The sequence below is a fragment of the Micromonospora sp. NPDC048835 genome (assembly GCF_040649995.1).
GTDB lineage: Bacteria > Actinomycetota > Actinomycetes > Mycobacteriales > Micromonosporaceae > Micromonospora.
On record NZ_JBEZGM010000036.1, the window covers coordinates 22,119 to 36,662 of the forward strand.

The 14,544-nt window shown below is 72.3% G+C and carries 12 protein-coding genes; 7 read left to right on the plus strand and 5 right to left on the minus strand.

Features of this window, described 5'->3' with window-relative positions; all coding sequences use genetic code 11:
• Positions 1–74: 74 nt before the first annotated feature.
• Positions 75–1,256: a dephospho-CoA kinase gene (coaE, locus tag AB0C15_RS28960; RefSeq protein ID WP_357357204.1), complete on the plus strand. Its 1,182-nt coding sequence runs from the start codon at positions 75–77 to the stop codon at positions 1,254–1,256.
• Between the two features lie 2 nt (positions 1,257–1,258).
• On the opposite strand, the gene AB0C15_RS28965 is transcribed toward coaE, so the two are convergent.
• Positions 1,259–3,007 carry a hypothetical protein gene (locus AB0C15_RS28965; RefSeq protein ID WP_357357207.1) on the minus strand — a complete coding sequence of 583 codons (1,749 nt, stop codon included), beginning with the start codon at positions 3,005–3,007 and terminating at the stop codon, positions 1,259–1,261.
• 299 nt (positions 3,008–3,306) lie between these two features.
• Between AB0C15_RS28965 and uvrB the strand changes: the two genes are divergently transcribed.
• Complete coding sequence (gene uvrB, locus AB0C15_RS28970) at positions 3,307–5,415, plus strand: excinuclease ABC subunit UvrB (RefSeq protein ID WP_357357209.1); 2,109 nt, start codon at positions 3,307–3,309, stop codon at positions 5,413–5,415.
• A 742-nt stretch (positions 5,416–6,157) separates the two neighbouring features.
• Positions 6,158–7,015 (plus strand): helix-turn-helix transcriptional regulator, encoded by an 858-nt coding sequence (locus tag AB0C15_RS28975; RefSeq protein ID WP_357357211.1) that lies wholly within the window; start codon positions 6,158–6,160, stop codon positions 7,013–7,015.
• Between the two features lie 112 nt (positions 7,016–7,127).
• Here AB0C15_RS28975 and AB0C15_RS28980 read toward each other — a convergent pair whose 3' ends face one another.
• Positions 7,128–7,421, minus strand: coding sequence for an antibiotic biosynthesis monooxygenase family protein (locus AB0C15_RS28980; RefSeq protein WP_357357214.1), 294 nt, complete (start codon positions 7,419–7,421; stop codon positions 7,128–7,130).
• 82 nt (positions 7,422–7,503) lie between these two features.
• Between AB0C15_RS28980 and pnuC the strand changes: the two genes are divergently transcribed.
• From pnuC to AB0C15_RS28995, 3 genes are all read left to right on the plus strand, one after another.
• Positions 7,504–8,160 carry a nicotinamide riboside transporter PnuC gene (gene pnuC, locus AB0C15_RS28985; protein WP_357357216.1) on the plus strand — a complete coding sequence of 219 codons (657 nt, stop codon included), beginning with the start codon at positions 7,504–7,506 and terminating at the stop codon, positions 8,158–8,160.
• Positions 8,157–9,299: an AAA family ATPase gene (locus AB0C15_RS28990; RefSeq protein WP_357357218.1), complete on the plus strand. Its 1,143-nt coding sequence runs from the start codon at positions 8,157–8,159 to the stop codon at positions 9,297–9,299. The genes pnuC and AB0C15_RS28990 overlap by 4 nt, the downstream gene beginning before the upstream one ends.
• 315 nt (positions 9,300–9,614) lie before the next feature.
• The gene (locus tag AB0C15_RS28995) at positions 9,615–10,613 is read left to right on the plus strand and encodes a TerC family protein (protein WP_357357220.1); all 999 of its coding nucleotides are present in this window, start codon (positions 9,615–9,617) and stop codon (positions 10,611–10,613) included.
• A gap of 4 nt (positions 10,614–10,617) precedes the next feature.
• On the opposite strand, the gene AB0C15_RS29000 is transcribed toward AB0C15_RS28995, so the two are convergent.
• Both AB0C15_RS29000 and AB0C15_RS29005 read right to left on the minus strand, forming a co-directional pair.
• Positions 10,618–11,574, minus strand: a complete 957-nt coding sequence (locus AB0C15_RS29000) for an NlpC/P60 family protein (RefSeq protein ID WP_357357222.1) — start codon at positions 11,572–11,574, stop codon at positions 10,618–10,620.
• 60 nt (positions 11,575–11,634) lie between these two features.
• On the minus strand, positions 11,635–12,732 hold the full coding sequence (locus AB0C15_RS29005) for a dipeptide epimerase (protein WP_357357224.1): 1,098 nt from the start codon (positions 12,730–12,732) through the stop codon (positions 11,635–11,637).
• 44 nt (positions 12,733–12,776) lie between these two features.
• On the opposite strand from AB0C15_RS29005, the gene AB0C15_RS29010 reads away from it, so the two are divergent.
• Positions 12,777–13,574, plus strand: coding sequence for a tyrosine-protein phosphatase (locus AB0C15_RS29010; protein WP_357357226.1), 798 nt, complete (start codon positions 12,777–12,779; stop codon positions 13,572–13,574).
• An 18-nt stretch (positions 13,575–13,592) separates the two neighbouring features.
• Here the strand turns inward: AB0C15_RS29010 and AB0C15_RS29015 are convergent, their stop codons facing one another.
• Complete coding sequence (locus AB0C15_RS29015) at positions 13,593–14,441, minus strand: serine hydrolase (protein ID WP_357357228.1); 849 nt, start codon at positions 14,439–14,441, stop codon at positions 13,593–13,595.
• Positions 14,442–14,544 lie beyond the last annotated feature (103 nt).

Genomic DNA, 14,544 nt, shown 5'->3' on the forward strand with positions numbered 1-14,544 from the left:
AGGTGTGGTGTGGCGAGGTCGCTGGGCTGTGGGTGGGTTTGGCGGCGGGCTTGTGGATCCGGTTGACTGTTCGGGTGTTGAGGGTGGGGTTGACCGGCGGGATCGGGTCGGGCAAGAGCGCGGTGGCTGCGCGGCTCGTGAAGCGGGGCGCGGTGCTCGTCGACGCCGACCGGGTGGCTCGGGAGGTGGTGGCGCCGGGCACGGACGGGTTGGCCGAGATCGTTGCCGCCTTCTCCGACGCGGTGGTGGATGCCGACGGCGCACTGGACCGTGCGGCGCTGGGCGCGGTGGTCTTCGCCGACGAGGCTGCTCGCCGGCGGCTGGAGGCGATCACCCATCCCCGGGTGCGGGCCCGCACCGCGGAGTTGGTCGCCGCGGCGGCACCCGACGCGATCGTCGTCAACGACGTACCGCTGCTGGTCGAGGTGGGTCTGGCGCCCACGTACCACCTTGTGGTGGTGGTGCAGACGGCCGTGCCGACCCGACTGGAGCGGTTGGCGCGCGACCGGGGGATGGGTCGCGAGGAGGCCGAGCGCAGGATCGCCGCCCAGGCCGACGACGCCCGCCGCCGGGCGGTGGCGGATGTGGTGCTGACCAACGACGGGAGTCTGACGGAGCTGCACGACGCCGTCGACGCGCTCTGGAAGCAGCGGCTGGTGCCCTACGAGGACAACCTGCGTCAGCGGCGGGTGGTTCCGCCTGCTCCGGTCGAGGTGGCCGGGGCCGACGCGAGTTGGCCGGAGCAGTACGCGCGGTTGGCTGCCCGGATCCAGCACGCGCTCGGCGCGGACGCCCTGCGGATCGACCACATCGGTTCGACGGCGGTGCCGGGCTTGGCTGCCCAGAACGTCATCGACGTGCAGGTGGCGGTCTCCAGTCTCGCCGACGCCGACGGGCCGCTCGCCGATCGGCTGGCCGGCGCAGGGTTCCCGAGGGTGCCGGGGCAGTGGTGGGATGATCCGCGCCCGGCCGGCAGGGGCCGGTGGCAGAAGCGACTGCACGGCAGTGCCGACCCGGCCCGCCCGGTTCGTCTGCACGTGCGGGTGGCGGACTCGCCGGGTTGGCGGTATGCGCTGTTGTTGCGCGACCACCTGCGTGCCGACCCGGACCGGCGGGCCGCGTACCTGCTGCTCAAGCGGGACCTTGTCGACGCGGCGCCGGCGGCGGGGGCTACCGGCACGGCCGGCGATCCGTGGTTCGACGAGGAGTATCTGCGGGCCGAGCAGTGGGCCGCGCAGACCGCCTGGCGCCCCTGAGGTCAGCGGGCACCGGGTCGAGGGGCCGACGACCGAGGGGCCGACGAGCGGGGGGCTGACTGTCGCGCCGCGGAGCGTCGGGGGTCGGCAGCCAGTCGGGGCACGACGGCGGGGTGGAGGTCCAGGCTCGCCCATGCGCCGGCGTCGGTCCGCATCTCGAGGCGGCGCAGCGACCCGTCCCGGTCGATCCAGTAGCGCAGCCGCGCGTCGGCCGGACCCGACTCGACGACGTCCACGGTCCGCCCGGCGGTGATGTCCTCGCGTACCCGCACGGCCGCGCCGCGGTGCCCGACCGTCCCGGCGCTCACCGCGGCGTCGACGAGCAGGCCGAGGTCGTCCCCGCCGGCTCGGGTGGCCCGCCAGGCTCCGGCCGGGGGCGGCAGCGGCGGCCGGGCCGGCGCCTCCGCCGTGCCGCCGCCGGCCTTGGCCGCCGGTAGGTCCACCCGGGCCAGACCGGCGGCGTCGCGTCGCAGCAGGGTCCGGCGATCCGGTACGCCAAGGTCGGAGACCGCGAGGTACGCGGTACGCGCGGTCCAGCTCAACCAGCCGGCGCCCCGCAGGTTCGTGTCCGTGCCCGTCGGCACGGTCAGCGTCACCGTGGCGCCCCGCTGGGCGCGGAGCCGGACCGGCAGCCGGTCGAGGCGACGCTGCTCGGCGTCGGTCAGGGCGCGGGGCAGGCCGGGCCGGCCACCGAGTGCGTCCACCGGCCGCAGCGTCGGCCGGTCCGCCCGGTTGAAGATCACCGTGACCGGGCCGGCGGTGGGCAACTCGGTCACCAGTTTGTGCAGCCGGGCGTCCTGGTCGAGCCAGTACCGGGCCGGTCCGCCCGGGGCGGGCTTCGCGGCGCCGCGGATGCCGGGCGCGGTGCCGGCGGCTGGCACGCCAATGGGCAGTGGTGCCTGTATGACGTCCAGCGGGCCGGCTGCCACGGTCTCCCGGGCGATCCAGCGCGTCCCGCTCGGCGGTGCCGTCCCCATCACCTCCGGGCGGTCGGCGGCGAGGCCGAGGAGCAGGTCGAGCACGGGCCCCAGGTGCGCCCCGGGCGCCATCCGGTGCAGCCGCCACCGATCCGTCGGGGGCACCAGTGGTGGTGCGGCGGGAGTGGGCACCGCCGCCGGGTCGGGCCGGATCACCAACACGGGACCGCTCTGCTGCACCAACCCTCGCTCGGCACCCGCGCCGGGACCGCCCACGTCGAGGTAGAGCAGCGACCGGGACCAGTCCACCCAGCCCACCAGTTCGAGGCGGGCGGCGCCGGTGCCGGCCGTGACGCGTACACCGGCCCGCAGGTCCCGCAGGTTGGTGACCCGTACGGCGGCCAGCCGCTCGCCCTCGGCGACGGTAAGCGGTCGGGCCGGCTCGGGCGGGTCGGGTGCCCAGCTCAACAGCCCGAGCACCAACGCTGTCGCGGACGTCACCGCCGCCAGACCGAGCAGCAGCAGCACCGTACGCCGCCGGCGGCCGTTCGGGGCCGGGCCGCCGGCGCCGGCGGTGTCGCTGTCGCTGGCTGAGCCGTCGTCGCCACGGCCCCCGGGGCGGCTGCCGGTGCTCGTGCCGCCCGGCCGGGAGGTGGCGGCGCTGGAGGTGGTGCCCGACGTGGCGGTGCGCGACGTGGTGGCGGTGCGGTCGGCGGCGGTGCGCGAGGTGGCGGTGCGGGAGGCAGCGGTGCGCCGTGTGGCGGTGCGGTCGGCGGCGGTGCGCGAGGTGGCGGTGCGGTCGGCGTCGGGCGCCGGAGTCGGGGAGGTGTCCACGGGTGTGAAACGGGTGGGGAGGCACGGGGGTGACGAGCAGGGGCGCTCGCGGCGGCCGGTCTGCGCCGTGAGCGCGACCACACCGGTGCGCACGCCGGACGAGCCGGGTGCTGCGACCGCAGTGCCGGGGACGACCGGCCGTGATGTTGGCCTGGCCGCCGGCCCGGTCGGCCGCCGCGAGCGGCCTACATGAAGAGGGTAGTCCCGGTGACATGGGCCACACAATGGGAATATTGAAGCCGATCACGTACCTGGCGTGACGGCCGTTCCTGTCGGACCTGCGGCGTACCGTTGATGGCATGGCGCTCGACATTCCTCGGCTGGACAGCCGCTTCCAGGTCGTCAGTGAGTTTCAGCCGGCCGGCGACCAGCCGGCGGCCATCGACGACCTTGAGCGTCGCGTCCGGCGCGGCGACCGTAACACCGTGCTGCTCGGCGCGACCGGCACGGGCAAGAGCGCCACCACCGCGTGGTTGATCGAGCGGCTGCAACGCCCCACCCTGGTGCTCGCCCCCAACAAGACGCTCTGCGCGCAGTTGGCCAAGGAGTTCAGCGAGCTGCTGCCGCACAACGCGGTCGAATACTTCGTGTCGTACTACGACTACTACCAGCCCGAGGCCTACATCCCGCAGACCGACACCTACATCGAGAAGGACTCCTCGATCAACGAGGAGGTGGAGCGGCTGCGGCACTCGGCGACGATGTCGCTGCTCACCCGCCGTGACGTGATCGTGGTGGCGACCGTCTCGGCGATCTACGGTCTGGGCACCCCGGAGGAGTACCTCAGCCGGGCGGTCCGCATGCAGATCGGGCAGGAGTTCGACCGCGACCAGTTGCTGCGCCAGCTCGTCGACATCCAGTACACCCGCAACGACATGGCCTTCCAGCGGGGCACCTTCCGGGTCCGCGGTGACACCCTGGAGATCATCCCGGCGTACGAGGAGCTGGCGATCCGCATCGAGCTGTTCGGTGACGAGGTCGAGAAGCTCTACTACCTCAACCCGTTGACCGGTGACGTGGTCCGCGAGGTCGACCAGCTGGTGATCTTCCCGGCCACGCACTACGCGGCCGGTCCGGAGCGGATGGAACGGGCGATCCGCGACATCGAGGTCGAGTTGGCCGAGCGGCTCGCCGAGCTGGAGCGGCAGGGCAAGCTGCTGGAGGCGCAGCGGCTGCGGATGCGCACCACCTACGACATCGAGATGATGCGACAGGTCGGCTTCTGTTCCGGCATCGAGAACTACTCGATGCACATGGACGGGCGGCTGCCCGGCAGTCCGCCACACGCCCTGCTCGACTACTTCCCCGACGACTTCCTGACCGTGGTCGACGAGTCGCACGTGACCATTCCGCAGATCGGCGCCATGTACGAGGGCGACGCCTCCCGCAAGCGCATGCTCATCGACCACGGCTTCCGGCTGCCCAGCGCGGCCGACAACCGGCCGCTGCGCTTCGACGAGTTCCTGGAGCGGGTCGGCCAGATGGTGTTCCTCTCGGCAACCCCCGGCACCTGGGAGATGGAGCAGGCCCAGGGTGAGTTCGTCGAGCAGGTGATCCGACCGACAGGTCTGGTCGACCCGGAGGTCGTGATCAAGCCGACCAAGGGCCAGATCGACGACCTGATGCACGAGATCAAGCTGCGGACCGACCGGGACGAGCGGGTGCTCGTCACCACGCTGACCAAGAAGATGGCCGAGGACCTGTCCGACTACCTCCTGGAGAACGGCATCCGGGTGCGCTACCTGCACTCGGAGGTCGACACGTTGCGCCGGGTGGAGCTGCTGCGCGAGTTGCGTAAGGGTGACTACGACGTGCTGGTCGGCATCAACCTGCTCCGTGAGGGTCTGGACCTGCCCGAGGTGTCACTGGTGGCGATCCTCGACGCCGACAAGGAGGGCTTCCTGCGCAGCGGCCGGTCGCTGATCCAGACCATCGGGCGGGCCGCCCGTAACGTCTCCGGCCAGGTGCACATGTACGCCGACAAGATCACGCCGTCCATGGCGTCGGCGATCGAGGAGACCGATCGGCGTCGGGCCAAGCAGATCGCGCACAACGAGGCCAACGGCATCAGCCCGGAGCCACTGCGCAAGAAGATCCACGACATCCTGGACGACATCTACCGCGAGGCGGAGGACACCGAGAACTCCCGGGTCGGGGGTGCGGTGCGCCAACTGTCGCGGGGCAAGGCGCCGGTCAAGGAGACCCGCAGCCGAAGCCGGTCCGCCGCGACCACCACCTCGCGGGAGGGGATGGCTCGCGCCGATCTCGCCCAGCTCATCCAGGAGCTCAACGACCAGATGCTTGCCGCCGCCCGGGAGTTGCAGTTCGAGTTGGCGGCCCGGATCCGCGACGAGGTCTCCGACCTGAAGAAGGAGCTGCGCGGCATGGACGCCGCCGGCGTGAAGTGACGGACGGCGAGACGGTCACCGGGCGCCCCGATGTCCGCCCGCGACCTGCTGGCAACGTCTGGTCCTTCGGCACCTGGCGACCCTGAGCCCGTACCGGCTCGCATGCCGTCTCCACTTGGCACAACCCGGTCGAACAGTGCTGACGCGCGTTGCGAACGTGCCCACACGGGAGCGCTCTGACCTGATGCCCGGCCGGCGTGGGCCGGGGGCTCGTCGGTGGTGAGAGGCCGGGGTGCGGGTAGGTGGTGGGGAACCGGGTGCGGGTAGGTGGTGGGGTCCTTTGGAGCTGAATCGTTCGTGGCATCACGGCCGCGTACGGGTCACACCTGGGCGCTGTCCCTCCGGCTGTTCGCTCGGTCGTCCCTCGACCGGGTGTCGCTGACGGCCGAATCGTTTGCGACATCAGCTCCACAGCGACCGCGGGTGGTGACGCCTGGTCCGGCCGTGGTGTCCACCGAGCCGGACCTTGCCGCCATCGACGAGCTGGCGACCGAGGTCAGCCGGCCGGCGGCCACCGGCTTCGGTGTTGCGAGGGTCGGGCCGGGACAAGACGCCGGGTGCGCGTCAGACTGGCCTGTCCCGTCGGGCCGCGGGGCGCGGGGCGCGGGGCGCGGGGCGGCGATTACCGCGCAGGCCGGCGGTCGAAAACGGGGAGGACGTCGAATACCCTGATTGCGGTGCGCGAGCGAACTATTGCACTGGGTGACCGTCCTGCGTAGTCTCCCTCGGTGGGGAGGCCGGGATGCCGCTGCCAACAAGTCCTGTCATACGACGTGCACGTCTGGGCGCAGAGCTGCGCCAGCTCCGTCGGCGCGAGTCGCTGACGCTGGAGCAGGTCTGCGACCGGTTGGGTTGGGCCTCGACGTCGAAGCTGTCACGCATCGAGCTGGGTCAGAGCCGTCCGGACCTCGCCGATGTGCTCGACCTGCTCGATGTCTACAAGGTGCCGACGCCGGCCCGGGAGGCGCTGATCGTCATCGCCCGGGACGCGGCGACCAGTCGTGGCTGGTGGAAGACGCTCGGCGAGATGAGCGAACGGCAGCGCACGTACGCCGAGTTGGAGGCGGGTGCCGCCGACATCGTGGAGTATCAGCCGTCGGTGGTGCCGGGGCTGCTCCAGACACCCGCGTACGCCCGGGTGCTGGTCGCGGCCGGGGCCCAGCTCACGCCGGAGGTCGATGTGGAGGCCGAGGTGCGCGCCCGGGCGCTGCGGCAGGAGGTGCTGCGCAGGGCCTACCCGCCGCGGTACACGGCGGTGCTCGCCGAGGCCGTCTGCGACCCGGGTGACCTGCCGGTGGCGGTGTGGCGGGAACAGCTGCGGCACCTGGTCGCCGTGACCGGCCTGTCCCACGTCACCGTGCGACTGTTGCCACGGGGTGTGGCCGGTGGCGGGCTGCACCCGCTCACACCGTATTCCTGCTATGCCTTCCCCGATCCGGCGGACCCGCGGACGGTGATGCTGGAGGCGTTGACCACCGACGTCCGGTTGGCCACCGTGCTCGACGTCGACCGCTACGAGCGGATGACCGAGGCGCTGCTTGGCGCGGCGCTGTCACCTGAGGAGACGGTCACCGTGCTGGCCCGCCGCGTCGGCGAGTAACGGCTGACGGTGGCGCGCCGCGCGGCCATCGGGCCCGGCGCCCCCGAGCCCGTCGGGACCGGCGGCCGGCGCGTGCGCACGGCACGATAACCGCGGGGTACGACAGTTCGGCTCAGGCCGGTACGTCGAGGAAGTGTTCGACAACCGGCGGCCCCGCGAAGTGCGGCCCGATCAGGGCGCGCCACTGCTCGAACCGGTCGGTGGCCCGGAAGTTCTGCTCGTGCGCCTCGACCGAGTCCCATTCGACGAGCAGCACGAAACGGGTCGGTGACTCGATTCCTCGGGTCATCCGCACGGACCGGCAACCGGTCGCACCGGCGAGCACCGGGTGACCTTCGGCGTACGCGGCGGCGAACGCGTCCTCGTGTCCGGGTAGTACGTCGATCAACGCGACCTCAAGCACCATGTCGGACAGCCTCCCACGGCGGTCGGGGCCGGCGGTTTCGCGGGGTCTGTTCCGGCGTCGCCGACGACCCTATGGTGGCGTCGTGATCATTGACTGGCTCACCGGCACCGCGTTTCGGGTGGCCGGTACCGGCACCACCTGGGCGGAGCTGCTGGGGTTCGCGACAGGTGTGCTCAACGTGTGGCTCGTGGCCCGGCAGAAGATCGCCAACTGGCCGGTCGGCATCGCCAACGTGCTGCTGCTCATGCTGCTGTTCTGGACCGCCGGGCTGTACGCCGACGCGGGGCTCCAGGTCGTCTACGTCGCGCTCGGTTGCTACGGCTGGTGGCACTGGCTGTTCGGTGGTGAGCGGCGTACCCGACTCACGGTGAGTCGAACGGGGCGGTCGGAGTGGCTGGCGTTGGCCGTGGCCGGGGTGCTGCTCACCGGGGTGCTGTGGGTACTGCTGGACCGGGCCACCGACTCGACGGTGCCGCTGCCGGACGCGCTGACCACGGCACTGTCCCTGCTGGCCACGTACGGGCAGACCCGCAAGCGGGTGGAGAGTTGGTGGCTGTGGATCGCCGCCGACCTGATCTACATCCCGTTGTACGCGTACAAGGGACTGCACCTGACCGCCGTCCTCTATCTGGTCTTCCTCGCCCTGTGCGTGCTCGGGTTGCGTGCCTGGCGGGCCGACCTGCGCGAGACCGCCGGAGCGACGCCGGTCCCGCCCGGTCCGGCCCCGGTCAGCGCATGAGCGCCGACACGGCAGGGCACCTGCCGACCGCGCGCCAGCCGGGGCAGCCGACCGCGCGCCGGCTGGCGCGGTCTCCGGAGTTCGGGCACGGCATGGTGGTGGGCAAGTTCTATCCACCGCACGCCGGGCACCACGCGCTGATCGATGCCGCCGCCGCACGGTGCGCCGAGGTCACCGTCGTCGTGGCGCCCTCGCGTCGGGAGTCCATTCCGCTGCGACTGCGCCTCGACTGGTTGCGGGAGGCGCACGCGGACACGCCGTGGGTACGTTTCGTCGGCCGGTACGACGACCACCCGGTGGACTACACCGACCCGGCCGTCTGGGACGCGCACTGCGCGGTGTTCCGGGAGGCGGTCGGATCGGGGCCGGTCGACGCGGTCTTCTCCTCGGAGGCGTACGGCACCGAGTTGGCGCGCCGCTTCGACGCCGTACCCGTGTCGGTGGATCCGGATCGGCGGACCGTGCCGGTGTCCGGGACGGCCGTGCGCGCGGACCCGGCGGGGCACTGGCGGTGGCTGCGCCCGCCGGTGCGGGCGTGGTTCGTCCGGCGGGTGGTGGTGGTCGGGGCCGAGTCGACCGGGACCACGACGATGGCGGCGGCGCTCGCGGAGCACTACGGGACGTCCTGGGTGCCGGAGTACGGCCGGGAGTTGACCGCCCGCAAGCTGGCCCGGTTGCGCGAACGGACGCCGGAGGCGACGGTCTTCGACGTCACCTGGGACTCCGACGACTTCCGCGCGGTGGTCCGCGAGCAGCAGGCCGCCGAGGACGCGGCGGCCCGGGCGAGTGGTCCTCTGCTGGTCTGCGACACCGATGCGCGGGCGACGGCGGTGTGGGAGGAGCGCTACCTGGGCAGCGCTTCGGCGCAGGTGCGGGCGGCGGCCCGCCGGCCGGCGCTGTACCTGCTGACGGATCACCGGGGAGTGCCGTTCACCGATGACGGGCTGCGCGACGGTGAGCACCTGCGGGCCTGGATGACCGAGCGGTTCCGGGCCGAGCTGGCGGGGTGCGGGGTGCCGGTGGTGGAGCTGACCGGGTCGCACGCCGAGCGGTTGGCCCGGGCGGTGCGCGCCTGCGACGACCTGCTCGCCGCCGGCTGGTCGCTCGCCGACCCGATCGTCGCCCCCGACCTGCACTAGCCTCCTAGGAAGCTATAGCCGGTGTGACCCCGGGCACCGGTGGTCGACGCCACCGGGTGCCCGGGGTGTGATCACGGGCAGTGGTGGGCAACAATGGTCACCGAGGAGGGGAGTATTCCCCCGCAACGGAGTCGTCAGCACGGTCGATCGCCGGAACCACGGCGGCCCGACCCGGCCCCGTAGGTCGTCGCCCCCGGTCGGGGGCGACGGCGGAAGAGACCTCCGACAGTCACCAGAGTGAGCGACAGCGGCACACCGGCCCTCGCGGGGGCGTACGGTGTGCCCGACGCCGCGTGTCTGCCGGAGGATTGAACGTTGGACGTGTCCGGATTGGTGTGGGCGGGAACGCTCGTCGCACTGACTGCGGTTCTGCTCGTCGACCTGTTGATCATTGGTCGGCGCCCGCACGAGCCGAGTGTGCGGGAGTCGAGCCTCTGGGTCGCCTTCTACGTCGGCCTTGCCCTGATCTTCGGCGCGGGGGTCTGGTTGACCTCCGGGGCCAGTGCAGCCGGCCAGTTCTACACGGGCTGGCTCACCGAGTACAGCCTCTCGGTGGACAACCTCTTCGTCTTCGTGATCATCATGGCCCGCTTCGGGGTGCCTCGGCAGTACCAGCAGAAGGTGCTGCTCGTCGGCATCGTGCTGGCGCTGGTGATGCGGGGCGGGTTCATCGCCGCGGGTGCGGCGCTGATCACGCAGTTCTCCTGGGTCTTCTACATCTTCGGTGCGTTCCTGATCTACACCGCGGTGAACCTGGCCCGTCAGGGTGAGCCGGACGAGGACGAGTTCTCCGAGAACGTGCTGATCCGGTGGAGCCGCAAGGCGCTGCCGATCTCGAAGGACTACGACGGGGCGAGGCTCACCACCCACTCGGGCGGCAGGCGGCTGTTCACCCCGATGCTGATCGTGATGATCGCGATCGGCACCACCGACCTGATCTTCGCTCTGGACTCGATCCCGGCGATCTTCGGCATCACCCAGGAGCCCTACCTGGTCTTCACCGCGAACGTCTTCGCGCTGATGGGCCTGCGTCAGCTCTACTTCCTGCTCGGTGGCCTGCTCGACAGGTTGATCTACCTGAGCTACGGCCTGGCCGTCGTGCTCGGCTTCATCGGGGTCAAGCTGGTGCTGGAGGCGCTGGCCGACAACAACCTGCCGTTCGTCAACGGTGGCGAGCACGTCGGCTGGGCGCCACACATCCCGATCTGGTTGTCGCTGCTGGTCATCATCGGCACCCTGGGCATCGCCACCGCCGCCAGCCTGATCAAGTCCTCCCGGGACCGGCGCCGAGAGTTGGCCGACGCCCGACGCTGAGCGGTTACCGGCCGGGTGCGGGAACGCGCCCGGCCGGCCCGACCCGGTGCGCGCCGACGAGGGTCGCGGTCCGATCGGCCGGCAGTTGCTCCTCGATGACCCGTCGCCGCCGGTAGCAGGCGTGCAGCATCCGGCGTTGGCCGCCGTCGTCGGGCGGGGCGGTGACGATCCCGATGTGGTGGATCGTGCGGCCGGGGCGGGCGAAGAAGTAGAGGTCGCCGGGGCGTTCCGCGCCCAACGGCAGCGGCGTGGTGGCCACGGCCTGGTCGTCGGCGTCGCGCGGCAGCAGCACCCCGAACCGCCGCCAGGCCAGATGCACCAGGCCCGAGCAGTCGATGCCGTGTGCGGAGAGGCCACCCCAGATGTAGGCCACGTCCAGCAGTCGGTGTGCCACCGCGAGCGCCTGCTCGGCGGTCGGCGACGCGGCCGACGTCGGCACGAGGTGGTCGTCGGGTAGCCAGAGCGGCGTGGGTCGGCCGGGGACGTGCACCGGACGCCAGCCCTCGTGCGCGGGGCCGGCCGGGACGAGACGGGTGCCGACGACCACGCCGGGCAGCTCGACCGGCCCGTTCGGGGCGGAGTGCAGCCCGGTGACCGTGGCGTCCACCACCAGGGGTCGACAGGTGTCGGTGTGGGCCGGGTCGAGAGCGGTCACCTGCTCGGTGGGGAGCCAGCCCGGGTAGCCGCGGGCGTCGAGCTTGGCCGCCGGTTGTTCGACGGCGACGACCCGGGCCCAGCCGTCCGGGCGCAGCTCGCTGACGAGGACCCGTTCGCCGAGCAGGAGTTGGCTCAGCACGCAGTCGCCGACCTGCTGGTCGGTGTCCATCCCGGAGACCCAGGTCGGGATGTCAGCGGTTGCGGTCAGTGCGGGGCCGTCGACCGGGCGGACCGCCTCGGGGGAGGTCCACAGCGTCGCCACGGCGACTCGGACGACGGCCTCTCGGCCCGGTTGCAGCTCCACGTCAACCCCCAGATCGTGTCGGCCGTCCCGGGGGAACCATATGAAAGAAACCAACGAGCATCAACTGCGAGACTGCACCTTTGCTTCAGCTATTCCGGAGATGCCCAGGCCAGGAAGGTCCGGCAGGAGCACGGACGCCCCGTCGTAGCGTATGCCGCCCTGCACCGGTGACCACGCCAGCCACCAGGCCGCGTCCAGGTCGGCCACCGCCGTGGTGCCGTACGCGGCGACCAGGCTCGCCGCCGCCCCGATGCCGACCTGGCTCTCCATCATCGAACCGACCACCGTGCCGAGCCCGTAGGCGGTGGCCAGATCGAGCAGGGTGCGGGCCGGGTGCAGGCCACCGCACTTGGCCAGCTTGACGTTGACCAGGTCGGCGGCCCGGCGACGGATCACCTCCACCAGGTCACGGACCCCGAAGACCGCCTCGTCGGCCAGGATCGGCACGGACACCCGGTCGCTGACCCAGGCCAGCCCGTCCAGGTCCCAACGGACGACCGGCTGCTCGACCAGTTCGACGTCGAGCCCGGCGTCCTCGATGCCGCGGATCACCCGGACCGCCTCCCGCGGAGTCCAGCCCTGGTTGGCGTCCAGCCGGATCCGGGTACCCGGCCCGACGGCGGCCCGGACCGCCCGCACCCGGTCCAGGTCACCTGCCGCGTCGGTGCCGACCTTCAACTTGAGCACGCCGAAGCCGTCGGCCTGACGCTGACGGGCCGCGGCCGCCAGGTCCACCGCGTCGCCCGCCGCGAGCGTGACGTCCGTCGGGACCCGCAGCGTGGTGCCCCCGAGCAACCGCACCAGGGGTACGCCCAACCGTCGCGCGGCGAGGTCGTGCAGGGCGACGTCCACCGCCGCCTTCGCGGCCTCGTTGCCGACCACCGCGCGCTGCACCTCGGCGCAACGGGTCACCAGGTCGTCCGGGTCACGGCCGATCAGGTGTGGGCCGATCAGCTCGCCGACACACGCCTGTGCACCGGCCACCGACGCGCCGGTGACCTGCCAGACCTGGGGCGCCTCGCCGAAGCCGGAGCGGCCGTCGCTGTCGACCAGCTCGACGACCAGGGTGTCCACTGTGGTGGTACGGCGCAGCGCGGTGACGAACGGGGTGTGTAAGGGTGCGGAAACCCGGTGGGTGCGTACCGCCGAGATCGTCATGTCAGGCACCCTATACGGAGGTTCACCTTCGGAGGGGAGACCGGATGAGCGGGCAGGGCTGGCAGCTGGTGGGTGCGCCGAACGCGCGTGACCTGGGTGGGCTCGTCGGCGCGGAGGGGCGGCGGGTGCGTGTCGGCCAGTTGGTCCGCACTCCGGCGCTGGGTCGGCTGACCGACGAGGACCTGCCGGTGCTGGCGAAGTTGGGGCCGGCGTGCGTGGTCGATCTGCGTGACGGCACGGAGATCGCGGTCGCCCCGCAGGACCGGCTCGCCGGTGAGCCACGGGTGGTGCGTCTGCCGGTGCACGATCCGGAGCACCCGGTGTTCACGTACGTCTCGGCGGTGCTGCTCGGTCACGACCTGGACGCGTACGCGGAGCTGGCCCGGCAGGGCACCGCGGAGGCGATGGCGGCGATCTACCGCTGGTTCGTCACGGGTGAGTCGGCGCGGGTCGGGTTCGTCGCGGCGGCGCGGTTGGCGACCCGACCGGAGAACCTGCCGCTTGTCTACCACTGCTCCGCGGGCAAGGACCGCACCGGTTGGCTCACCGTGATCCTGTTGACGGCGCTCGGGGTGGACGAGGCGGCGATCCGTGCCGACTACCTGCGCAACAACGAGCTGACCGAGAGCCTGCGGGCGGTGATCGTCGAGGCGATGCGTCGGCGCAACCCCGAGCTGGACGTCGAGGCGGTGCTGCCGGTGCTCGAGGTCCGCGCCGAGTACCTCGACGCCGGTTACGCCGAGGTGCGTCGGGTGCACGGCTCGTTCGACGCGTACCTGCGCGACGGGCTGGGGCTCACCGACGCCGACCTCGGCGCGTTGCGGGCGCAGCTGCTGGAGTGAGGGCACCGGGGCCGTCGGTCAGAGCCGGTGGCGGGCCGCCCAGACCTGCGCCGAGACATGCGCGAGCAGCAGGCAGGCGTCGTCCTCCACGTCGTCGCCGCTGTCCAGGTCGGTGGTGGTGCAGACGGCGATCAGGTACGGCGGGGCGTCGTCGGGCAGCACCACGCCGGCACCGTGGCGGACGCCGCGTACCCAGCCGTTCTTGTGCGCGATGCGGGTGCCCTCGGGCAGGCCCGCGGCGAGGTCCTCGCGGTGTTCCTGGGCGAGCAGGACGTCGAGCATGGTGGTGCAGGCGGCCGGCGAGGCGATCTGGCCGGGGGCGCTGGCCCCGGTGGCCAGGGCGCCGAGGAGGGCGGCCAGGTCGGCGGCGGTGACCGTGTTGGTGATGCCGGCCTCTCGGGCGGCGAAGTCCTCGATGCCGCGGCCGGTGACGCTGGTGCGGGCGCCGGCGAGCGCCCAGACCTCGGCGACGGCGGGCAGCCCGACGTGGCCGAGGACGAGGTTGGTGGCGAGGTTGCTGGAGCGCACGATCATCCGGTCGGCCAGCCAGCGCAGCGACGCGGTGCCGCCAAGGCGGTCCCAGACCGCGTCGTCGTTGTCGTAGTGCTGCGCGCAGGCGAAGCGGGGTGCGCCGGGTTGGGCGGAGGCGAAGTCGTTGACGACGGGGACCGGGGCGTCCAGGGCGAGGGTGCCGGCCTCGGCGGCGCGGTGCAGCGCGGCGAGTACCGCGACCTTCATGGTGCTCGCGGCGTAGTGGCCGGCGTCCGGGTGGCGGGTCCAGGTCGGCGGGGCGTCGAGTCGCCCCACGTACGCGGAGACGGTGCCGGGCACCCGGTCCAGGTGGGCGTCGAGATCATCCCAGGTCATGCCGGTGACCGTAGCGGACCGGGGGGCGGGCGGCCCGCGTACCCGGGTGGGAAAGCGGACGGGCGCGCCGACCGCGAACGGTCGACGCGCCCGGTGCCGGGTG